This is a genomic window from Flectobacillus rivi, from assembly GCF_030056655.1.
GTDB classification, from domain to species: Bacteria; Bacteroidota; Bacteroidia; order Cytophagales; family Spirosomataceae; genus Flectobacillus; species Flectobacillus rivi.
Genome location: NZ_JASHIE010000002.1, coordinates 244,417 through 266,262 on the forward strand (window position 1 = coordinate 244,417; position 21,846 = coordinate 266,262).

At 37.4% G+C, this 21,846-nt stretch carries 17 protein-coding genes; 11 read left to right on the plus strand and 6 right to left on the minus strand.

Translation table 11 applies throughout. The features are described 5' to 3' along the window. The first annotated feature begins 126 nt into the window (after positions 1-126). Positions 127-717: an SPOR domain-containing protein gene (locus QM481_RS03475; RefSeq protein WP_283380663.1), complete on the plus strand. Its 591-nt coding sequence runs from the start codon at positions 127-129 to the stop codon at positions 715-717. Positions 718-935: 218 nt separating this feature from the next. Then, complete coding sequence (gene gmd / locus QM481_RS03480) at positions 936-2,000, plus strand: GDP-mannose 4,6-dehydratase (RefSeq protein ID WP_095160266.1); 1,065 nt, start codon at positions 936-938, stop codon at positions 1,998-2,000. Positions 2,001-2,332: 332 nt separating this feature from the next. On the opposite strand, the gene tnpA is transcribed toward gmd, so the two are convergent. The 4 genes from tnpA to QM481_RS03500 all read right to left on the minus strand — a co-directional run bounded on the left by tnpA (position 2,333) and on the right by QM481_RS03500 (position 5,810). Further along, the gene (tnpA, locus tag QM481_RS03485; RefSeq protein WP_283380664.1) at positions 2,333-2,797 is read right to left on the minus strand and encodes an IS200/IS605 family transposase; all 465 of its coding nucleotides are present in this window, start codon (positions 2,795-2,797) and stop codon (positions 2,333-2,335) included. A gap of 73 nt (positions 2,798-2,870) precedes the next feature. Further along, positions 2,871-3,665: a thymidylate synthase gene (locus QM481_RS03490; protein ID WP_283380665.1), complete on the minus strand. Its 795-nt coding sequence runs from the start codon at positions 3,663-3,665 to the stop codon at positions 2,871-2,873. Positions 3,666-3,937: 272 nt separating this feature from the next. Next, complete coding sequence (locus QM481_RS03495) at positions 3,938-4,366, minus strand: OsmC family protein (protein WP_283380666.1); 429 nt, start codon at positions 4,364-4,366, stop codon at positions 3,938-3,940. A 124-nt stretch (positions 4,367-4,490) separates the two neighbouring features. Next, positions 4,491-5,810: an alkaline phosphatase D family protein gene (locus QM481_RS03500; RefSeq protein WP_283380667.1), complete on the minus strand. Its 1,320-nt coding sequence runs from the start codon at positions 5,808-5,810 to the stop codon at positions 4,491-4,493. Positions 5,811-5,969: 159 nt separating this feature from the next. Between QM481_RS03500 and lysA the strand changes: the two genes are divergently transcribed. Then, positions 5,970-7,214, plus strand: a complete 1,245-nt coding sequence (lysA, locus tag QM481_RS03505; protein ID WP_283380668.1) for a diaminopimelate decarboxylase — start codon at positions 5,970-5,972, stop codon at positions 7,212-7,214. Between the two features lie 177 nt (positions 7,215-7,391). Here the strand turns inward: lysA and QM481_RS03510 are convergent, their stop codons facing one another. Next, complete coding sequence (locus QM481_RS03510; RefSeq protein WP_283380669.1) at positions 7,392-8,129, minus strand: porin family protein; 738 nt, start codon at positions 8,127-8,129, stop codon at positions 7,392-7,394. A 348-nt stretch (positions 8,130-8,477) separates the two neighbouring features. Between QM481_RS03510 and QM481_RS03515 the strand changes: the two genes are divergently transcribed. Continuing rightward, positions 8,478-8,930 carry an Hsp20/alpha crystallin family protein gene (locus QM481_RS03515; RefSeq protein ID WP_205690879.1) on the plus strand — a complete coding sequence of 151 codons (453 nt, stop codon included), beginning with the start codon at positions 8,478-8,480 and terminating at the stop codon, positions 8,928-8,930. Between the two features lie 406 nt (positions 8,931-9,336). Beyond that, positions 9,337-10,821, plus strand: a complete 1,485-nt coding sequence (locus tag QM481_RS03520; RefSeq protein ID WP_166551350.1) for a Do family serine endopeptidase — start codon at positions 9,337-9,339, stop codon at positions 10,819-10,821. Positions 10,822-11,389: 568 nt separating this feature from the next. Here the strand turns inward: QM481_RS03520 and QM481_RS03525 are convergent. Further along, the gene (locus QM481_RS03525) at positions 11,390-14,005 is read right to left on the minus strand and encodes a TonB-dependent receptor (protein ID WP_283380670.1); all 2,616 of its coding nucleotides are present in this window, start codon (positions 14,003-14,005) and stop codon (positions 11,390-11,392) included. 550 nt (positions 14,006-14,555) lie between these two features. On the opposite strand from QM481_RS03525, the gene QM481_RS03530 reads away from it, so the two are divergent. The 6 genes from QM481_RS03530 (at position 14,556) to argH (ending at position 21,694) form a co-directional block, all read left to right on the plus strand. Further along, complete coding sequence (locus tag QM481_RS03530) at positions 14,556-15,110, plus strand: GNAT family N-acetyltransferase (RefSeq protein ID WP_283380671.1); 555 nt, start codon at positions 14,556-14,558, stop codon at positions 15,108-15,110. A 679-nt stretch (positions 15,111-15,789) separates the two neighbouring features. Further along, a complete protein-coding gene (locus QM481_RS03535; protein WP_283380672.1) occupies positions 15,790-16,764 on the plus strand; it encodes an N-acetylornithine carbamoyltransferase in 975 nt (324 codons plus the stop codon). Between the two features lie 174 nt (positions 16,765-16,938). Beyond that, a complete protein-coding gene (argB, locus tag QM481_RS03540) occupies positions 16,939-17,721 on the plus strand; it encodes an acetylglutamate kinase (protein ID WP_283380673.1) in 783 nt (260 codons plus the stop codon). 93 nt (positions 17,722-17,814) lie between these two features. Continuing rightward, on the plus strand, positions 17,815-18,747 hold the full coding sequence (locus tag QM481_RS03545) for an ADP-ribosylglycohydrolase family protein (RefSeq protein ID WP_166551355.1): 933 nt from the start codon (positions 17,815-17,817) through the stop codon (positions 18,745-18,747). Between the two features lie 320 nt (positions 18,748-19,067). Beyond that, on the plus strand, positions 19,068-20,150 hold the full coding sequence (locus QM481_RS03550) for a M20 family metallo-hydrolase (RefSeq protein ID WP_283380674.1): 1,083 nt from the start codon (positions 19,068-19,070) through the stop codon (positions 20,148-20,150). 206 nt (positions 20,151-20,356) lie between these two features. Beyond that, positions 20,357-21,694 carry an argininosuccinate lyase gene (gene argH / locus QM481_RS03555; protein WP_283380675.1) on the plus strand — a complete coding sequence of 446 codons (1,338 nt, stop codon included), beginning with the start codon at positions 20,357-20,359 and terminating at the stop codon, positions 21,692-21,694. Positions 21,695-21,846 lie beyond the last annotated feature (152 nt).

Genomic DNA, 21,846 nt, shown 5'->3' on the forward strand with positions numbered 1-21,846 from the left:
AAAATTGTATCTTTGACAAGACTTCCGTGTGAGTTATCTCTTGCTATTCAGACTCTTTATTTCAATCTTAGTCGATATTGATAACCTCTCGCAAAAATTAAGTCATTATAATCCTGAGCAAATTGTATGAAAAAACACATTGGAATAATAGGTTTTTATGGAATACTGTTGTTGACTTCAGCTTGTGCTTCGCAAAGCCCAACCGCTTCGACCCAAACAGGTATTGCGAGTAGCAAAACAAAAAGTGGAGAGACTAGAAGTACAGAACATCACGTTTTCCAGCAAGATTTGTCTAGTTTTCGTCCCAAATTCAAGGATCAAGATGAGTCAAATCAGGTCGTAAATTCAGCCAAAGCCTCTAAGATTGTTTTTGACAATCGAGATGTTCCATTATACATCAACAAGCGCTTAGACCCAATCTTGGATACAATTGCGTCGCAAAACAAGAATATTAAGTTTGCAAATGGCTTTCGCATTCAGATATATGTTGGAAATGATCGTAAGTCTGCCGACGATGCCAAGGTATATACGTATCAGACCTACCCAGAAATTTTTCCGTATTTGACATTTCAACAGCCTGTTTACAAAGTAAAAGTAGGAGATTTTTTAAACAGAATGGATGCTGAAAGATACTTTGCCTCTATCAAAGAGACGTACCCAAGCGCCTTGATTTTACCAGATAAAGTAGAAATCAAAAAAGGAATGTTTGTAAAATAAGGTTTCAGAGAAGAAGCATATTACGACACGTTCAAGCAACTTCCTTTCTTTGAAAAGTACTATTTAGACCGTGACAAACATCTTTTAACTACGTATAAATTTTAACCATCTACTAACCAGTAAGTAAAAACTTTGAGATTGGTGAATGGATTTATTATTTTTGCAAAATGCCTAAACGGCAAATGGCAAAATTGAAATAACGTATTCTAATTTTATAAATGAAAAAAGCCCTAATTACAGGTATTACAGGACAAGACGGAGCCTATTTGGCAGAGCTGCTCCTCTCGAAAGGTTACGAAGTTCATGGTATCAAACGCCGTAGTTCGTTGATAAATACGCAAAGAATCGACCATTTGTATGAAGATTTACACAAAGGTGATGTAAAATTTATTTTGCATTATGGCGATTTGAGTGATTCTACCAATATCATTCGTATTATTCAAGAAGTTCAGCCCGACGAGATTTATAACCTAGGGGCGATGTCGCACGTAAAAGTTTCATTCGACGAACCAGAATATACCGCACAAGTAGATGGTATTGGTACGTTAAGAATTTTGGAAGCAGTACGTTTACTTGGTTTAACGAAAAAAACTAAAATTTATCAAGCTTCCACTTCTGAACTTTATGGTTTGGTACAAGAAGTGCCACAATCAGAAAATACACCATTCTATCCTCGCTCGCCTTATGCTGTTGCTAAATTATACGGCTACTGGATTACAGTAAACTATCGCGAAGCTTATGATATGTTTGCGGTGAATGGTATTTTGTTTAACCACGAATCTCCATTACGTGGCGAAACTTTCGTAACTCGTAAAATCACGCGTGCTGTAGCTCAGATTGCTTTAGGACAACAAGATAAATTATACCTAGGTAACTTGGACGCTCAACGTGACTGGGGACATGCCAAAGATTACGTAGAAGCTATGTGGTTGATTTTGCAACAAGATACACCAGAAGATTACGTAATTGCGACAGGAATCACAACACGTGTACGTGAGTTTGTACGTATGGCATTTGCTTATGTTGGTATCGAAGTAGAGTTTACTGGCGAAGGTGTTGATGAAAAAGGAATCGTTAAATCTTGTTCAAATCCCGCTTATCAAGTAGCAATTGGTACAGAGGTAGTGGCAGTAGACCCTCGTTATTTCCGTCCAACAGAAGTAGAGTTGTTGATTGGTGACCCAACTAAAGCTCAAACGAAGTTGAACTGGAAACCAAAATTTGACTTGAATGCTCTCGTAGACGATATGATGCAAGCAGACGTTGCGCTGTTCTCGAAATAGGATTGAATAATATATTTTAAAAGCGGAAATCAAGAAATTGGTTTCCGCTTTTTGTTTTATGCTATAATTCTGTCGCCCCGATGGGGCTTTTTAGACTAGTTTACACTCTCTTATATACTACCAAACTTACGCCCCTACGGGGCTGAGAACGTAATTATTTTTTACAAAATACTCTTTTGAAAGATTAATCTATTTATGAATACTATTAGCTCCGTAGGAGCGACAGTTTGGTAGATAAAATAATCCATGCTGAATAATCACGAACCCCGTAGGGGTGACAGAACTCACGATATATTTTATATCATTCCAATTGAACTAAAGTTATAATGGTTTTATTCTTCGTAAAATTCAAATACAAATTGTTCATTAAAATCAATCTCAAACTTTTGTAATATCTCTAAATATTCTTCTTTAAAAGTTTTTACACGATGATGTTGCTCTTGATTGAGAATATAATTTATAACATTATTTCGCTGTGATTTTGCATAGGAGAATGCCCCATACCCTGCTTGCCAAGAAAATTTGCCTTTAATCAAACCCAACGAATTAATCCAATTCGTTGATGAGGCTTTTACTTCTCTTACAATCTCTGCAATGTTTTTATCTGTGGGAAGCTCAAATAAAATATGAATATGGTCTTTCCATCCTCCAACAGCTAGTGGATAAGCATTCTTACCAGATAGAATACCAGAAATGTATTCAAATAATCTCTTTTGAAGAGCTTTGGATATGATATTTTCTCGTCCTTTCACTGCAAATACACAATGAATATTCACTTGAGAATAGGTGTTTGCCATTAGTGTAGAATCTTGTAGTCAAAAAATACCTAAGGTCTGATCAAATCATGACCTTAGGTAAAACAGTAATTACTTAAACCGCAACAGGAGCTTTAATCGCTGGGTGTGGGTTATAGTTTTCCAACGTAAAATCTTCAAATTTGAAAGAGAAGATATCTTTCACCTCTGGATTAATTTTCATAGTTGGTAATGGACGAATATCACGTGAAAGCTGTGTAGCTACTTGTTCGTAATGGTTTGAATAGATGTGCGTATCTCCACCAGTCCAAATAAAATCACCAAGTTCTAAATCGCAAACTTGTGCTACCATCATTGTCAAAAGAGCATAAGAAGCAATATTGAATGGTACACCCAAAAATACGTCAGCACTACGTTGGTACAATTGGCACGAAAGTTTGTTATCAGCTACATAAAACTGGAATAATGCATGACAAGGCATCAAGGCCATTTCTGATAATTCTCCTACATTCCATGCACTAACAATGATACGACGTGAATCTGGGCTTTTTTTCAAGGTATCAATCACCTCTTTCAATTGGTCGATCACATTACCATTTGGCGCTGTCCAGCTTCTCCACTGTTTGCCATATACAGGACCTAAATCACCATTTTCGTTAGCCCATTCGTCCCAAATACTCACACCATGATCTTTAAGATATTTGGTATTGGTATCACCTTGAATAAACCACAACAATTCGTGAATAATCGATTTTAGGTGTACTTTTTTAGTAGTTACCATCGGAAAACCTTCTTGAAGGTTAAAACGCATTTGATAACCAAATACACTTTTTGTTCCTGTACCAGTACGGTCTGTTTTTACCGCACCGTTGTCCATAATATGTTGGAGTAAATCGTGATACTGTTGCATGGGATAATGAATATTTATAGCTGATATTGAAGCAACATCAATAGGATGTGCATTGATTCAATATTTTTAGGATAATTTCTGCTTGATTTTTTCTCAAAATGACCCCAAAATTAGCACAAAACCCTTGCTTGACCAAAGTCAGCAAGGGTTTTGTCGATGGTATTTCTAAGTTAGTGATTCAACTATTTGGCTTTCGGCAAAAGCATATCTGTAGTTGTTAAAACTCTTTGCCTAGTGCCTGTTGCCTAACGCCTAATGTAAACAAGTTAAATCTATTCAGCAAAATCAATGCTATAAGTATGCGTAATAGTAGCCGAAGGACTCAATTGAGCTGTTGCAGAGCAGTACTTTTCCATTGACAATTCAATCGCTTTTTGAGCTTTTGCTTCTGTAATATTGCCTTTCATAGCAAAATGGATATTGATACTACGGAATGGAGTCATTTCAGTTCCTTCGATTTTGACACGTTCGCCCGATACCGAGATTTTAAGGTCGTCGATACGTTGGCGTTGTTTTTTCAAAATCATAATTACATCAATGGCTGTACAGCCACCTAAACCCATCAACAAAAGTTCCATTGGACGCGCGCCTGAGTTGGTACCACCAATATTTTCGGCTGCATCGATGTGTACAGGTACTCCTGACATTCCTGATGCTTCAAAATGGAAAGCATCATCTACTCTAACTAATTCTACTTGCATGGTTCTCGATAATTAAATGATGGATAGAATTTTTGAAAATTCTATCTCTTTTTGATATAACAGAAACCGATACCACTTAGTGCCCCAATAGATGGGCTGGAGAACAAACAAGCCTAATAAACCTCTATTTCAGCTCATTGGCATGAATATCCTTATCCCAAACTTGTGTTCCTTTGGTATCGTACACTGTGATTTTCAAAACTCTGTCTTTCAAGGATCCTGTGACCTCACAGATTGCAAAGTTACGTTCTGTGTATAATGTACCGTCAACAATTGGCGAATTATTTTCGTCTTTAATAGGTTTTGACGGACCAGAAGTAAATGGTGAAATTGTCAAATCATACAAAGGATAGAGATTTCCTGCTCTTTCTAATTTCTGTAAACAAGTATGATGACGGTCGCCAGTCAAGAAAAATACGCCTGGTACTTTAGCATCTGCAATTTTTTTCAAAAGGTCGGCTCTTTCTGCATCATACGTTGCCATATTTTCGAATACCTTAGCTGGATTAACAACTTGCCCACCACAAACGATGAATTTGAAAGTCGCTTTACTTCCTGTAAGTGCGTCTATTAACCAGTTGATTTGTTTTTGACCTAAAAACGCTCTATCTCCTGTATGGTTGTCATTGGGTGTGCGGAACCAACGGTTATCTAACATAAAGAACTGAACATCATTCCATTGGAAAGTACCTGTACAAGCTTCATTTTCGAAAATATAATTAGGGTTTGCCCAAAAAAGCTTGAACATTTCTAGTGACATATCTTTATTCCAGAAAGAGCGGTCAGCATCGTTTGGACCATAATCGTGGTCGTCCCAGATAGCATAATGGTGAACGCTACCCAACAATGGCTGTATTTCAGGAATACTTCTTGAATGAGTATTGCGGTGAATCATCCCTGTACGAGTGTTCCAATCTGGCTCACGGTAATAGAAATTGTCGCCACCCCACATCATAAAATCAGGCTGTTTTTGGTAAATCGCACTAAAGATTTCTTGATAACCACCATAAGGACGTCCAGGGCGGTCTGTTTCTGGTTCGTTGATATAGTTACAGCTACCGAAAGCAAACTTAAAATTGGCTGGGTCTTTACGATATTGCCACAACTCCTGCGACTGAAACGAGAGTGGGTAATTACGTGCTACTTTTTTACCATTTACCCAAACTTCATAATCGTATTTTTTGCCCATTGTTACTTGGTCACAAACCAACTTGGCTACATTTCCATCATGTTTGTTGGTAATAGCTTCAGCGGTACTGTATTTGATAGCTGGGTTTTCTTTATCCCAATACACAAATTTCACTTTTGAAGGCTTTTGAGTTTGTACCCAAAGCATTACTTCCTTCATTTCAGAATAGCCCACCATAGGCCCACACTGAATCTGCGCTGTGACTGCAAACTGTACTATTTGAAATAATAAAATGAATAATAAGAATTTTTTCATGAGGGATGTTTTTAGTTGGTGATAAGATTGGGGTATCTTTGTATTTAGCTTTTATTGAAAACAATGACAAAATAGTATTCTGAATTTCTATCTAAACGGCATATATATTTTGTTAATTTATCACAAAAGGCACAAATAGAATTTAACAATAGCAAAAAAATGCATTATTACGACATCCAAGGGATTCAATTGACAGAGTTGGCCGAAAAATTTGATACGCCTTTATATGTATATGACGCCAACAAAATTATCGAAAAAATAGGCATTCTTCGTGATTCATTCAAAGATGTTAATATAAAGATAAAATACGCTTGTAAAGCTAACACCAATTTATCTATCCTAAAACTCATGCGCAAACATGGGGTCGAAATCGACGTGGTATCTCCTGAAGAACTGCGTTTGGCATTGATGGCTGGATATGAGGGTGCACAAATTACCTTTACGCCAAGTGGTGTTTCGTTTGATGAAATCGAGTTGGCAGCTGAAATTGGTGCACGTATCAATCTCGATAACTTGGATGTACTGGAAGCCTTTGGAAAATTGTATGGCAACAAAAAAGGTGCTTTGATCCGTATCAAGCCTCACGTATTTGGAGGTGGTAATGAAAAAATCATGACGGCTCACCCTGAATCTAAGTTCGGTATTTCGATTCATCAGAAAGACCAAATTTTAGAAATCGTGAAAAAGTATGATATGAAAATCATCGGTTTACATCAGCACACGGGTTCTGATGTAAAAAATGCCGATGCTTTTACGCAAGCAGCTTCAGCTATTTTGGAAATGGCTAAAGATTTCAAAGATTTAGAAATCATTGATTTGGGTGGTGGATTTAAAGTAGCTTATAAAGACGGTGATATTACCACAAACATGGCTGAATTGGGAGCTGTTTTGAGTTCAGCATTTTTGAATTTCTGCCAAGAATACGGTCGTCCATTACAATTATGGTTTGAGCCTGGTAAATTTTTGGTTAGTGAGGCTGGAACATTTTTGACAACTGCTAATACTGTTAAAAAAGACCCAATCAAGACTTTTGTATGTGTAAACTCAGGTCTAAATCACTTGGGACGTCCGATGATGTATGGCGCTTATCATGATATTTTTAACGCCTCTAACCAAGACGACAGTCAACAAGATGATTATCGTGTGGTGGGATATATCTGCGAAACAGATACTTTTAGTTGGTCGGCTGAAGGTCAGCAAAGCGAACGTCGTATGAATACAGTGAATAAAGGTGATATTATTGCAATGAAAAATGCAGGTGCATATTGTTTCTCGATGTCGTCACAATACAATTCTCGTATTCGCCCTGCGGAGGTTTTGGTGATCAATGGTGAAGCTAAATTGATTCGTCGTCGCGAGAACTTTGATGATATTTTACGTAATACGGTAGAAGTAGACGTATAAAATGAAATATAAATTTAGAGTGAGTAGCTTGATAATTTTCTTATCCAAAATATAAGTCTCACTCTAAATTCTATTTTTCTCTCAAGTAATCGTACAAAATAATATTTAATCGATTTAAAGTGTAAGATATTGATAATTAAAACTTTACATTCACAACTCATAATTCAGCACTAATACTTAAAACCCGTATCCTACTCCAAGCGATACGGTTGCGAAATTGTTGAAATCTTTGATTTTTTTCAAGCCATAATTAGCTCTCAAATCTACAAACCATCGCTTGTCGAAGCGGTATCCTGCTCCTGCCACTACTCCCATTTCCACTCGGTCACCAAAAGATAATCCGCTCAAGTCAATTGTATTATTGACAGAGTAAGAAAAATAGTTCATGCTTGTCAGGTAAGATGCATAAGGTCCTACTTCTATAAAAAAGCTCTTTGCGTCATACCCGAATCGATACTGGTATAATAAGGGAACATTGAGCATATTTATATGGAGCGTGATATCATTTTTTTGTGTTGCTTTCGACTGGTAATAAATTTCAGGTTGAAAGCGGCTTCTTGGTGTAAAACCAATGTTAGCAAAAGCACCGATTTCAAAAGTTGGAATCAAATCTGATTGCTCTCCTTCAAAAAGAATTACCTGCCCTATTCCTCCTCTTAATCCAAACCTATCAGGTGCGATTTCTTCTGGTACGCCAAAACGTCCGTCTCTGGTCGACATCTTATTGGCCTTAAATCCTTGTAAATTAGATTGTGGTCCTGCCGACTGTTTAACGCTTACATTGTTGGGCGTTTCAGACTTTGTACTTTTTACAGATTTTGTAGGTTCAGTTTTCTTTTTTTGTTGTCCCAAAATATCCTGTTGGACAACTAATAATATGAAACAGGCAGTAAGTAAAGATTTCAGTTGATACATATAGTTTATGTTGTGTGTTAGTTGATTAGAGTTGAGTCATTTTATTGATTTCAACCGACTCATGACAATAATATCTTTTATTTCTACAGCAAAAATTAAGCTAAAGTAGTTTTTTTCTCCAAAACAATAATCGACAAAAATACGAATGACTGACAATTTTTATATGGTCGAAACACCTAAAGTGTCATTTTGACAGTAAAAATATCAACAAAACGCCCACAATCATGCCAAAATGTCTTTATTTTTCAATTGGTATAGAACTTGTAAAAAAAATATTACCACCGCAACAAGTGGTAGTTCTTTTAAAGTGATTTTTTCAATTAACAAAATAAAAAAACATTTACAGCCATGACATTCGTAAGACTAAACCCAGCAGTAAAAAGAAATTCAAATTTCAACAACGATTTCAACAACCTTTTTAAACAATTTGACACCATGTTACCAAAAGCACATTTCCATAACTCATTGTATCAATCAATTCCAGCCGTAAACGTAAAAGAATCTGAAACAGGATTCGAAATTGAAGTGGCAGCACCAGGTTTGAAAAAAGAAAATTTCAAATTGAGTCTTCACGAAAATCGCTTGACGATATCGGCGGTTCAGGAACAACAACAGGAGGAAAAAACCGAAAAATATACTCGTCAAGAGTTTAACTATAACCAATTCCAACGCACATTTACACTACCTAAAAATGTAGACGGCGAAAAAATTGAAGCTACTTATACCGATGGCATTCTTCATGTTGGATTACCGAAAAAAGAAGAGCTTAAACCAGCCGTAAAAGAGATTGCAGTTTTGTAATCATAAAGAATAGACGTAAATAAAGATTGCTTCTTTTAACATGTAACATTGGGGAATATCCTTGACTTTTTTTCAATTTGGAGAAACAGTTGGACGGGTACTCCCCAATTTTTTTATCTAGCGAAATACAGAAAGTAACAGAATTCTTAAAATATGTTAAAATGCCTTTAATGTGTGCACCTTGAATATCGATTTTGCGTTAAATTAGCGTAGTGAAATCAAAAAAACTCGCTCAGTTAGTTTACTGGTTAGAGGCTCAAAAATACAGGCCGATTGTTTTTCAAAAAGCTTAAGTAAACAAGAGCCAACAGCTACAAATTTCAACAAAACAATCTATTCCACTAGACCGTTTAGGAAATAAAGTACGAGTCTGGTTCACATTAAAAACACTTTATTCAAAATGGAAATGAACAATAATTTAAAAACCCTTGCCATCGTTGGTGCTTTGAGCAGTGCGACCACGCTCGGAGCCTATAAGTTATTCATCGAAAAGTCTTCATCTGACGCTGTATTTTCAGATACTCCATCTGCCTTTACTCGCATGGTGTCGAATAGTGGAGCGGCGGCAGGTTCATTAACAGAATTTACTTTCGCAGCAGAAAAAGCTACGCCTGCGGTTGTCCATATCAAAACAAAAATGACTCGTCAAGTAAACCGTCAAATGGTAGATCCATTTGAAGATTTCTTCGGATTTGGAGATTTGGGCGGTGGGCGTCGTCGTCAACCTGAAGCGCAAGAAGCTTCTGGCTCCGGTGTAATTATCAGTGCTGATGGTTATATCGTAACCAATAACCACGTAGTGCAAGATGCCGATGAAGTAACTGTAATCCTTGGCGATAAGCGTGAATTGAAGGCTAAAGTAGTAAGTACTGACCCTTCTACCGACTTGGCCGTAATTCAAGTAAAAGCTACGAATTTGCCATTTTTAACATTCGGTGATTCTGATGCTTTGAGAGTTGGCGAATGGGTATTGGCAGTGGGTAACCCTTTCAACCTTGAGTCAACAGTAACGGCTGGTATCGTATCAGCAAAAGGTCGTCAAAACATTATCGACCGTGATAAAGAAGATGTAAATCCACTTGAATCGTTTATCCAAACAGATGCAGCGGTAAACCCAGGCAACTCAGGTGGTGCTTTGGTGAACTTGAAAGGTGAACTTATTGGTATCAATACAGCCATTTACAGCCGTACAGGTCAGTTTGCGGGGTATTCGTTTGCAGTACCTGTAAGTATTGTGAAAAAAGTATCAGCCGATTTGATTAAGTATGGTAACGTTCAGCGTGGTTACTTGGGCGTGAGTATCCAAGATGTTTCAGCGAAGGTTGCAGAGGAGAAAGGGCTAAAAGTGAGCGAGGGCGTATTAGTTGGCGGCTTTGCCAATAATAGCTCTGCACAGTCTGCAGGGTTAAAAGTAAACGACGTGATCGTCAAAGTAGATGGCATTGAAACTAAATCGAATTCAAAATTAATGGAATTAGTAGGTCGTAAGCGTCCAGGCGAAACAGTAGTTGTAACTGTAAACCGTGATGGTGCTACGAAAGATTTCAATGTTGTTTTGAAAAATAAAGATGGCAACACCAACATTGTAAAAGGTGAATCTGCTGGTGCTGCTATTGCTAGCGAATATCTTGGAGCTAAAATCACCAACCTTTCAGAAGCAGAAAAAGCCAAATTGAAACTTTCGGGTGGTGTTAAATTAACCGATGTAAATCCAGAAGGTCGTTTGGGTTATCAAGGAGTTGAAAGCGGTTTGATTATCTCAAAAATTGATGACAAAGCAGTAAAAGATGCCAAGGAAGCAGCTGATTTATTACAAAACCGTAAAGGTCGTGTAAAAATCGAGGGTGTAGATATGGACGGCACTCGTTACTACTACGTAATCGTTCTTTAATATTGCAATTTTGACTGATTGTATATTCCCCTACTTGCTCTTGCGGGTAGGGGATTTTTTTGCTATTGTGGATTTGGGATTAGGAGTGTAGAAGGATTATAAACACCATTTATTTCGGATATCGGATGTTGGATTGTGGAAGTGTAGTCTTCTATATTTTGTAAATAATAAAGGTATTTTACTTTATTTCGGAAAGAAGCAATACTTACAAAGTCAGAAATTGCTTGAAAACCTTCATAATAATGATTACGAAACTATCGCTACTACAGAACTCATAACGAATTTTCTTTTTCTAACAATAGGCACAGAAGTACCTAAAAATATAAAAGTGTTCGTCATAGAAGCATGAATAGATTTTTGCCTAATGCCTAAAACGTATTAATGTAATTTTATTTAGGCAAAGACAACTCCTCGCTCAAAACTCCCAACTCCTCACTAAAAAAAATTCCCCAGTCGAACAACTGGGGAATTTTATTCATTACTAACATCAATTTATTGTAATTATCTAGCAATTCTGTTTTTAATGGTTGAGCATTTTCAAACATAAAATAGCTACATAATCACCGTACTATCTTGGACGACCACCGCCTCCGCTTGGCATACCGCCACCGCCTTGAGACTGACCGCCACCATTACCGCCGCCGTTATTATCGCCACCGCCATCTTTCAAGTCATCATTACTAACTGATTTCTTGCGTTTTGGTGCGTCAAACGACATTTTACCAATACGATAACTGAAGTTAATTTTAAAGTTCATGTTACGCATGGTATTAGTACTATTTTGAGTAATGATAGGTGAGTTAATTTCGCTATGAATTTTGAAGCCATTTGGTGTAAAGAAGTTTTCTGCACCAAAACCAATGCTTCCTTTCTTGTCTTTGAAATCTTTCTTCACGCTCAAGCTATAGATACCAAATCCTCCTTGGAAACCTTGTAGCTGTACTTGTGTAGAGCGATAGAAACCAAATGCTTGCAAGCCCCAGTTATTACCCAAATTATAGCTACCAAAAATACGGTAATTAGCTACCCAACCTGAGTTTGAAGCATTATATAATGGATTTGGTACATTGTTGGCCAATTTTGCATAATACACATCTCCACCCAAACCAACAGTTAACTTATTCGAGAAATTGATATTTCCGAATGCATTCATACCATAAGCATCTTGTTTACCAATGTTTTGGTACGACGTACGAATAGTATCACCAATTACATCACGAACACTTTCGATACTTCCTGTTGTATTACGTACGAAAGTTGACACTGTCAAGAATGTACCTTTGATAGAGGTATTCAAAGTCAATTCGTAGTTGTTTGTGTACTCTGGACTCAAATTCGGGTTACCTGATGAAATATTCAATGGGTTTGACGCATTGATGTTCGGGTTCAAGAACTGAATTGATGGACGTTGAATACGACGGTTGAAACCTAATTTCAACGTACTTACAGTACCTAACTTACGAGAGATATTCAAACTTGGTACCAATACTCCATAAGATGGAATCGATAAAGTTTGGTCTCCACTCTTGAAGTTTGCAGAAATGTCAGTATGCTCATAGCGACCACCCACTTTCAAGGTATATAATTTTGATAAAGTAGCAGTATATGATAAGTAAGCAGCAGCAATGTTTTGAGTATAATTAAATACGTTTGATGCTGTTGCTGAGCTTGTCGTTGGCACATAAGCACCCGTTGCACCCTGAGCAGTAAAATACTGATAGTCTGAATTTACTGTTCTGAAAATCCCTTTAGCACCTACTTCAACCAATTGTGTTTTAGTAATTGGCGTTTGGTAATCTGCCTGAACTGTTACTTCTTGGTTATAGCTATCGTTATTGTTTTTCAAACGACTTGTCACGCTATTATCAGTCAAGTTCAACAAATTATTCACAAAGTCATTAGTACGGTTGTTACGGCTAAACTGCGTTAACAAACTAAATTCTTGTTGTGGCTTTTTGAACGTATGAGTATAGTCGATGTTAGCATCAATCGTTCCTGACAAATCTTTTGTATCTACATCACGAAGCGTTTTTGACATCAATGATGAAGCTGAATAGCTTTGACTCAACAATTTATCTTGGAAACTATTTTGATTACGAACACCATAACGAACCGAAGCTGTGATAGCATTATACTTGTTGATATCCCAATCCCAACCCAATTGATAGCTACCAAACAAACCGTTGCTACGAGTATCTGCACTCTGGGTATTCAAAGTTTGTTTGCCGTTATTAGTCGTAAGTTGGCTGTTTTCGAATGTACCATTTACATTATAGTTAGAGCGACCAAATCCACCTAGAGAGAAGCCCATATTACCTTTACGGTAATTTCCATTCAAAGAAAGGTTAGCTCCACGAATACCTACACTTGAATCCATGTTCAAGGTCAAACCTTGCAAATTGTTTTTCTTCGTAATAATATTGATAATACCAGAAGAACCTTCCGCATCGTATTTAGCTGAAGGAGAAGTAATTACTTCTACAGACTTAATCATATCAGCAGGAATTTGCTTCAAGGCGTCTGCAATACTTGTTGCTACAATTGTCGATGGTTTGTTGTTAATCAATACACGAACATTTGAGCTACCACGCAACGAAACGTTACCATCTAAGTCAACCGAAAGCATTGGTACTTTACGCAATACATCCGAAGCGTCGCCACCTTTCGAGGTAGCATCACGTTCTGCGTTATACACCAAACGGTCTACTTTGTCTTCGATTACTGCTTTTTGCCCTTCTACGGTTACTTCTTGCAATACCTGATTTGACTGACTCAAACGAATTACGCCCAAATCAATCTCGTCATTTTTATTCTGAATTTTAACTGGGATTCTTTTCGATACATATCCCAAAAACGATACAGAAATCACATAATCTCCTGTTGCGATTTTATTTAAGGTAAATTTACCTTTTTCATCTGCAACAGTACCATCGATAGGTTTATTAGTAGCTTTGTTAATTAAAGCAACACTTGCAAACTCGACTGCTTTGGTAGCAGCAGAGTCAATCACAAAACCCACAATCTTGGCAGATCCTTTGGGTGCAGCCTGAGCTGTTCCCGGAATCGCCTGTTGTTGTGGCTGCTGACGCTGTCCTCCCCCCATTCCCATGCCTGCGCCAGGGAACTGCGCCATAGTATTAAACCCGATAAAACTTAATACTGAAAACAATAAAACTTTTTTCATGATGATGTTTTAGAAAGCCCTGAACTTTATGTTCAAATAGATGACAAAGTTGTTGATAAGTTATTCTTTTATAAAAACAAAAAGTATCAGTGGTTCTTAATAAAGATGAGTGGACTATTGCCCAAATGTTAACTAATGATAGATTTACAACACAAAAGTTGCACTGAAAGATGGGACACAAGGCCACTTTTCGACCAAACAAAATAATTCATCGGTGAATAACATTAATCAAAGGACTTGTTATTCTGCCTATGCAAGGTGTTTATTTTCAGGCTCTACTATCCTAGAATCTTCAAATTTAATATACCTTTCTTCCTTTTTTATCATCTATTGTAGGGGTGGGTTTACCAATGTAGAATGCTGACTCATCGTGATACTCAAGATTGAAAATCTTAGAGATGTCGAGTGATTGCTGGTATATTTGTGGTTGCTGAAAATCCTTTTTTGACTTATGGCTAAAACATTGACTAAAAATAAATCCTAAATTCGCTTTGTCATTTTTGTAGCATTACGTTAAAATGCTTCACAACTAACCCTGTCCAGTTAATATATGGCTATTATTCGCACTTCAAGACTCAAACTTCAAGCACTCAAACATAATGAATTACTGATTTGGCATCGTCATGGTCGTGAGGCGCTAGAAAAACATCTGGAGCTTGTTCCAACATCTTGGCAAATTGAACCCTTTTTTGAAGCTGAAACCCTCGAAGCTCTTGAACATTTCTGGATTCCGATGGCACAAATATTTCCTTGGGACTTTGCTTGGTACTCAAATTGGGAGATTATTCTTGAAGAAGAAAATCGTTCGATTGGTGGTATTGGCTTTTCGGGATTACCCGACGACAATGGTAATACAATGGTAGGTTATTTCATTGATATGCCCTATCGTAACAAAGGATATGCCTCTGAGGCATTGAAAGGACTCATTGATTGGGCTAAACAAGATACATCTCTCTTACAAATCTTGGCAGATACTCCTGTTGACAATACAAGTTCAGGAAAAGTGTTAGAAAAAAATGGCTTTCAACAATTTGGCGAAATCGAAGAAGTAGAACATATCGAAACAATCTTAGTTAGACATTGGAAATTGAATATTAATCATTAGGACTGTATGAAGGATTTCGGAAATAAAGAAAAACATCTTTGTTTTTACAAAATACAGAAGGTTACTGTTCCGAAACCCAACATCCTAAATCCGAAATAAATGGTTTTTATAATCCTTCGTACACTACTCATTAGTCGTTAGTATCATTTTTCACAATTCTCTTGTAATAACTTTTCAAAAAAAAATTCCTTACTTAGCAATCTAATTCAACTCTTCTTTCGTATATCTGAGTAGGCTCAGAGGATTTGGAAATGTGCTTTTTATTTTTTTCAAAAAAAATCTAAAAATTTTCAGATATACTGTGACTTCTCTCAGTTTCATACGTTAAATGAGTAGTTTTCATAGTAGAAATAGGTTTTGTGGAATAGTATTTCAAAAATCTAATAAGCAAAACTATATTTTGGTGTGTTAGTGATACAATCTTGGCGGGCTCTAGTAGGGTTCGCCAAATTTTTTGTCCCCTGTTTATCCTTCAATTTGCGTATTTATTCAAAAATCTTCACAAAAAGTGGCAATAAGCCATTAAAATCAAGGAGTTTTACAAAAATACTAACGTGATTCTCATATTTAGGAATAACTTTGTAGTTTGAATTCAAGACAATCGCAATGTCGAAGAATCATCTTTTAATCAATTGTTCCATTTAAAACTTGCAACGAACTGCTATCGGATATTTAAAAAATGAGAAACTTCCTTTCAGTTAAAGATGCTGTTGATGTTCAGGCTCTAGTTAAAGAAGCCCTTTTATATAAAAAAACTCCTTATGCGGATAAGCATTTGGGCAAAAACAGGACCATGGGTCTATTGTTTTTTAACTCAAGTTTACGAACACGCTTAAGTACACAACGAGCCGCTCAAAACTTAGGGTTGGAACTAATCGTAATGAACGTCGGACAGGATAGCTGGGGATTGGAGTTTGAAGATGGCGCGATTATGAATGGCAACAAAGCCGAGCACATCAAAGAAGCTGCACCCGTGGTAGGTCAATACTGTGACATCGTTGGTATTCGTAGTTTTCCTGGCTTAGTGGATCGTGAAGAAGATTATTCTGAAAACGTCATGAATCAGTTTGTTAAACATACTGGTCGTCCGATTTTGAGCTTAGAGTCTGCTACTCGTCACCCATTACAGTCTTTAGCCGACTTAATTACAATTGAAGAGCTAAAGACAAAACCTCGTCCAAAGGTGGTTTTGACATGGGCTCCACACGTAAAAGCGCTTCCTCAAGCAGTACCAAACTCTTTTGCCGAGTGGATGAACGCCGCTGATGTGGATTTTGTCATCACACACCCTGAAGGATACGAACTTGCTCCTGAATTTGTAGGCAATGCCAAAGTAACTTACAATCAAGAAGAGGCATTCAAAGATGCAGATTTTATTTATGCTAAAAACTGGTCATCTTACTCTCAATATGGTCAAATTTTGAACCAAGACCCATCATGGATGGTAACAATGGACAAAATGAACTTGACTAACAACGCCAAATTTATGCACTGCTTGCCAGTTCGTCGTAATGTGGTTGTTGAAGATGCTGTATTAGACTCTCCTAATTCGGTGGTAGTACAACAAGCTGGTAACCGTATATGGTCAGCACAGGTTGTCATCAAACAAATGCTTCTGAGCATTATCCGCGAAGAAAGCCCGTACTTGTTCTAATGGTGATTGAGTGAATGAGTGATAATCATTTTCGCCCACTCTTCCACTACTCCATCAATCTATCATATTTTCGAATGTACAGGTCTTACGGTCTGTACATTTGTTGTTTAATAGCGCTAGCTCGTCAAAAAGGCGAAAGCAACGTTTCTGTTTAACCAAATCAAAATAATCTTTATGAAACTCACTGTTGTGAAAATTGGGGGTAATGTAATCGATAACCCAACATTATGTAGTCAATTTTTATCTGATTTCGCGCAAATCGCTGGTCCTAAAATTTTGGTTCATGGAGGTGGTAAAATCGCTACGCAAATTGCTGAAAAATTAGGTATCGAAACAGTAATGGTAGAAGGCCGTCGTATTACCGATCAATCTATGCTCAACGTCGTAACAATGGTGTATGGTGGTTTGGTAAACAAAAATCTCGTAGCACAACTACAAAAATTTGGCACTAATGCTATTGGTTTGACTGGTGCGGATGGAGGTGTTATTCTTTCTAAAAAACGCCCTGTCAAAGAAATCGATTATGGTTTTGTGGGTGACATCGAGCGTGTAGATGCAGGTCAAATTGCAGGAATGATTTCGCAAGGACTAACCCCTGTATTTGCCCCTTTGACTTATGATCTCGATGGCAATATGCTTAATACCAATGCCGACACACAAGCTCAGGCAGTAGCAACAGCCATGGCCAAAGAATTTGAAGTAAATTTGGTGTACTGTTTTGAGAAAAAAGGTGTACTTTCGAACCCAGACGACGACGATTCTGTAATTCCTCAATTACAACCAGAGGCCTATTCTTCCTACAAAGCTACTGGCGCTATCAACAAAGGAATGATTCCCAAATTAGATAATGCTTTCAAAGCGCTTGACGAAGGAGTTAAACAAGTAACTATCTGCCACGCCAAAGAAGTTCTTGCAGCTGTAACTGATGGTAACGCTGGAACAAAGCTTACAATATAAATTTCGGTATTAATGTATCGGTTTTAGGTGATTAGAAATACTAATAGCTGTAACCCGATAGCTCAATGCCACATTATTATTCATTTTATTTCTATGAAAAGCAAAGGTCTACTTTTTGGTATTGCTATTGGCGACTCCCTTGGTGTTCCTGTCGAGTTTATGAGCCGTAAACACCTCAAGGCACATCCTGTAGAGGGTATGCGTGCCTACGGAACTCACCACCAGCCAGCAGGTACTTGGTCTGACGATACCTCTCTATCCTTTTGTTTAGCAGAACAACTAGTCGAAGGTTTTGACCTAGACGGTCTAGCCAAAAAGTTTTGCGACTGGTACGATAATGGCTATTGGACAGCACACGGAGCATTTTTTGATGTGGGTATCGCGACTCGTAATGCCATCGATAGATTACTAAAAGGTGTTTCGCCACTAAACTCTGGCGAATGCGATGAGTATTCGAATGGAAACGGCTCGTTGATGCGTACACTCCCGATTGTGTACTATACTCAAAATAAATCCATCGAGGAGCGTTGTAGTATTATCAAAATTGTGTCGGGTATTACCCACGGGCACACACGAACCTTAATTGGCTGTTTTTTTGCTACGGAGTATTTGCTCAACTTGATGAAAGGTAAAGAGAAACACGAAGCATATAGTATTACACAAAATACGGTACGAGATTATCTTTTATCGGTACAAGTAAAGCCAGCTGAATTAGAATTATATAGCAGACTTCTTTTCGACGATATTTCTAAAATTGATGAAAGCGAAGTTTTTTCTTCTGGTTATATCTTGCATACCTTAGAAGCCTCTCTTTGGGCTTTTTTGACAACTGATAATTTCAAATCAGCGGTATTAAAAGGTGTAAATTTAGGTGATGATACCGATACCATTGGAAGTGTGACAGGTGGAATTGCAGGCTTTTATTATGGCTATGAACAAATTCCGAGTGAGTGGATCGAACAACTCGCCCAAAAAGATAAGATTGAAGATTTAGCAAATCGATTTTCAGCGAAATTTGGACAATAAATACAACATTTTAACATAGGAAGTAATCGTGCAGAATAAGATTTGAGTTATTTGTTTAGGCAACAGGCACAAGGCAAAGAGTGTTAAGATGTTTTTAATAACCACAGCCATGCTTTTTTCCAAGGTCCACCGCCGAAAGCCGTTACCTGACAGCGCAATGCCCAATCATGCAATCTTACTTAACAAGCAAATATTGACAGGCTTGTTAGCTCAAAAGTCGGCACATTTCTGAATTCTTTTGTTTGATGTTTGCTTAACAAAAGTGTTCATGATAATTTCGACCCAAAATTTTTATTTTTATCTCAAACGGGCTGATTCCAATGACCCTACAAGAACAATTGACCCAAGATGCTATTGGGTTGTTAAAACAATTGATTGCTACGCAATCATTTAGTCGTGAAGAGGATAAAACAGGCGATATTCTTGAAGAGTTTTTCAGAGAAAGAAATATTCCTTTTAGAAGAAAAATCAATAACCTGTGGGCTCGTAATCAGCATTTTAATCCCGAACTTCCTACCGTATTACTCAATTCCCATCATGATACTGTAAAGCCCAATCCCAAATGGACACTCGACCCTTTTGAACCTGTAGTTCAAGAAGGAAAATTATTTGGTTTGGGAAGCAACGATGCAGGTGGATGTTTGGTAAGTCTTTTAGCAACGTTTTGTTATTTCTATCATCGCAGCGACCTCAAATATAATGTCTTGTTTGTGGCATCTGCCGAAGAAGAAATTTCTGGCGTAAATGGGTTGGAATTACTTCTTAAGGATAATGATTTGCCTGAAATAGATTTTGCTATCGTAGGCGAACCTACACAAATGCACTTGGCTATTGCCGAAAAAGGTTTGATGGTAGTAGATTGTATTGCCCACGGGAAAGCTGGACATGCTGCTCGTGAAGAAGGCGATAATGCTATTTATAAAGCCATCAAAGATATTGAATGGATTAAAAACTATCAGTTTCCGAAAGTTTCGCCAGTACTTGGTCCTATCAAAATGTCGGTAACGGTCATCAATGCAGGTAAGCAGCATAATGTAGTGCCAGATAGCTGCACTTTTACCATTGACTGTCGTGTAACGGAGCAATATACTTTAGAGGAAATATTAGAAACCATTCGTCAAAATATTGAATCAGAGGCTATTCCTCGTTCTATTCGATTGAAGCCTTCGTCGATTCCAATGGAGCATCCAATTGTTCAAGCAGGGTTGGCATTAGGGCGTGAAACCTACGGTTCGCCAACTACTTCAGACCAAGCGGTTTTATCATGTCAATCACTAAAACTAGGTCCTGGACACTCTGAACGCTCACACACAGCCGATGAATTCATCTACCTTTCTGAAATAGAAGAAGGTATTGATTTGTACATCAAAATGTTGAAACAAACCATTGTAATGAGTGAATGAGTGAGTTGTGAATGAGTGAATTGTGAATTAGACCAATTGGTTATTGTTTAGTCCAATGGAAGCCAAAATTGTATTAATACCAAAATTAGGCATCTGAGCCTCCCTAATAAAATTTTCAATTTAAAAATCACTCATTCACAATTTACAACTCACTCATTCACAATTCACTAATTCCCCATTCCAACACTTAAAACTCAAGATTCAAAATGAGTAAGCTTTGGCAAAAAGATAATACTTCTGTTAACGAGAAAATAGAAAAATTTACTGTAGGTCGCGACCCTGAGTTTGACCTATTATTAGCGGAGTTCGATGTATTAGGCTCCTTGGCACATACACGTATGCTCGAAAGCATTGGCTTACTCGAAGCTGATGAATTGGCTCAGGTACAATCTGAATTGAAAAATATTTATCAAGGTATCCAAAACGGTGAATTTGTTATCGAAGAGGGTATCGAGGATGTTCACTCGCAAGTAGAATTGATGCTTACTCGTCAATTGGGCGAAGCTGGAAAAAAAATCCACTCTGGTCGCTCACGTAACGATCAAGTTTTGGTGGATTTAAAGCTTTTCACCAGAGCACGTTTGCAAGAATTAGCAGAATCAACTTTCCGCTTATTTGACTTGTTGACTGAACTTAGTGAGCGTTTCAAAAGTGTTTTGTTACCAGGCTATACTCACTTGCAAATTGCGATGCCATCGTCGTTTGGTTTGTGGTTTGGGGCTTATGCCGAAGGTTTGGTTGACGACATGGAAATGTTGCAAACGGCCTATCAATTAGCCAACAAAAATCCACTTGGTTCGGGTGCTGGATATGGTTCTTCTTTTCCCCTGAATCGTACCATGACAACGCAGTTGTTAGGTTTTAACCATTTGCATTACAACGTAGTATATGCTCAAATGTCGAGAGGAAAAACCGAACTATTTGCGGTAACTGCTATTGCTCAAATTGCCTCAACTTTATCTCGTTTGGCAATGGATATCTGTTTGTACAATTCTCAGAACTTTGGCTTTATCAAACTTCCTGACGAAATGACAACAGGTAGCTCTATTATGCCTCATAAGAAAAACCCTGATGTAGCAGAATTGCTTCGTGGAAAAACCAATAGGCTAAAAGGATTACCAAATGATATCATGCTCGTAATGAGCAACTTGCCTTCTGGATACCACCGTGAAATGCAGATTTTGAAAGAAGTATTAATGCCTGCTTTCGACGAAATTTTGAGTTGCTTAGATATGACACATTTTATGCTTTCAGGTATTCAAGTTAAAGAAGGTATCTTGGACGATTCAAAGTATGATTTATTGTTTTCAGTAGAAAGAGTTAACGAATTGGTATTACAAGGTGTACCTTTTAGAGAAGCTTACAAAATTATCGGAAACGAAATCAACTCAGGAGAATACCACCCAAATCGTAATTTACAACATTCACACGAAGGAAGTATTGGTAACCTCTGTACAGTAGAAATTACAGCAATGATGGAAGAAGTAAAACAGAAATTTGGCTTTGAAAAAGTAGAAAAAGCCATAGCTGATTTGCTTGCTTAAGTTATTTAGTGATTGAGTGATTATTTTAAAGAAGTTAATAGTTAACTGTATATCAGTTATTGGTATATACTACCAAAGTGAGTCAGAGATATATTATTAATTTAATACTTCCTTTTACTTACATTTCTATTGTTAATATACTTATTAAAATA

Coding starts and splice junctions, on each gene's coding strand:
- QM481_RS03490 (WP_283380665.1), bottom strand. CDS start 3,665: ATGCAACAGTATCACGATTTACTCCAACATATTATGGACAACGGTGCG.
- argH (WP_283380675.1), top strand. CDS start 20,357: ATGAGTAAGCTTTGGCAAAAAGATAATACTTCTGTTAACGAGAAAATA.
- tnpA (WP_283380664.1), bottom strand. CDS start 2,797: ATGGCAAACACCTATTCTCAAGTGAATATTCATTGTGTATTTGCAGTG.
- QM481_RS03550 (WP_283380674.1), top strand. CDS start 19,068: ATGACCCTACAAGAACAATTGACCCAAGATGCTATTGGGTTGTTAAAA.
- argB (WP_283380673.1), top strand. CDS start 16,939: ATGAAACTCACTGTTGTGAAAATTGGGGGTAATGTAATCGATAACCCA.
- gmd (WP_095160266.1), top strand. CDS start 936: ATGAAAAAAGCCCTAATTACAGGTATTACAGGACAAGACGGAGCCTAT.
- QM481_RS03510 (WP_283380669.1), bottom strand. CDS start 8,129: ATGTATCAACTGAAATCTTTACTTACTGCCTGTTTCATATTATTAGTT.
- QM481_RS03475 (WP_283380663.1), top strand. CDS start 127: ATGAAAAAACACATTGGAATAATAGGTTTTTATGGAATACTGTTGTTG.
- QM481_RS03495 (WP_283380666.1), bottom strand. CDS start 4,366: ATGCAAGTAGAATTAGTTAGAGTAGATGATGCTTTCCATTTTGAAGCA.
- QM481_RS03535 (WP_283380672.1), top strand. CDS start 15,790: ATGAGAAACTTCCTTTCAGTTAAAGATGCTGTTGATGTTCAGGCTCTA.
- lysA (WP_283380668.1), top strand. CDS start 5,970: ATGCATTATTACGACATCCAAGGGATTCAATTGACAGAGTTGGCCGAA.
- QM481_RS03525 (WP_283380670.1), bottom strand. CDS start 14,005: ATGAAAAAAGTTTTATTGTTTTCAGTATTAAGTTTTATCGGGTTTAAT.
- QM481_RS03515 (WP_205690879.1), top strand. CDS start 8,478: ATGACATTCGTAAGACTAAACCCAGCAGTAAAAAGAAATTCAAATTTC.
- QM481_RS03545 (WP_166551355.1), top strand. CDS start 17,815: ATGAAAAGCAAAGGTCTACTTTTTGGTATTGCTATTGGCGACTCCCTT.
- QM481_RS03530 (WP_283380671.1), top strand. CDS start 14,556: ATGGCTATTATTCGCACTTCAAGACTCAAACTTCAAGCACTCAAACAT.
- QM481_RS03520 (WP_166551350.1), top strand. CDS start 9,337: ATGAACAATAATTTAAAAACCCTTGCCATCGTTGGTGCTTTGAGCAGT.
- QM481_RS03500 (WP_283380667.1), bottom strand. CDS start 5,810: ATGAAAAAATTCTTATTATTCATTTTATTATTTCAAATAGTACAGTTT.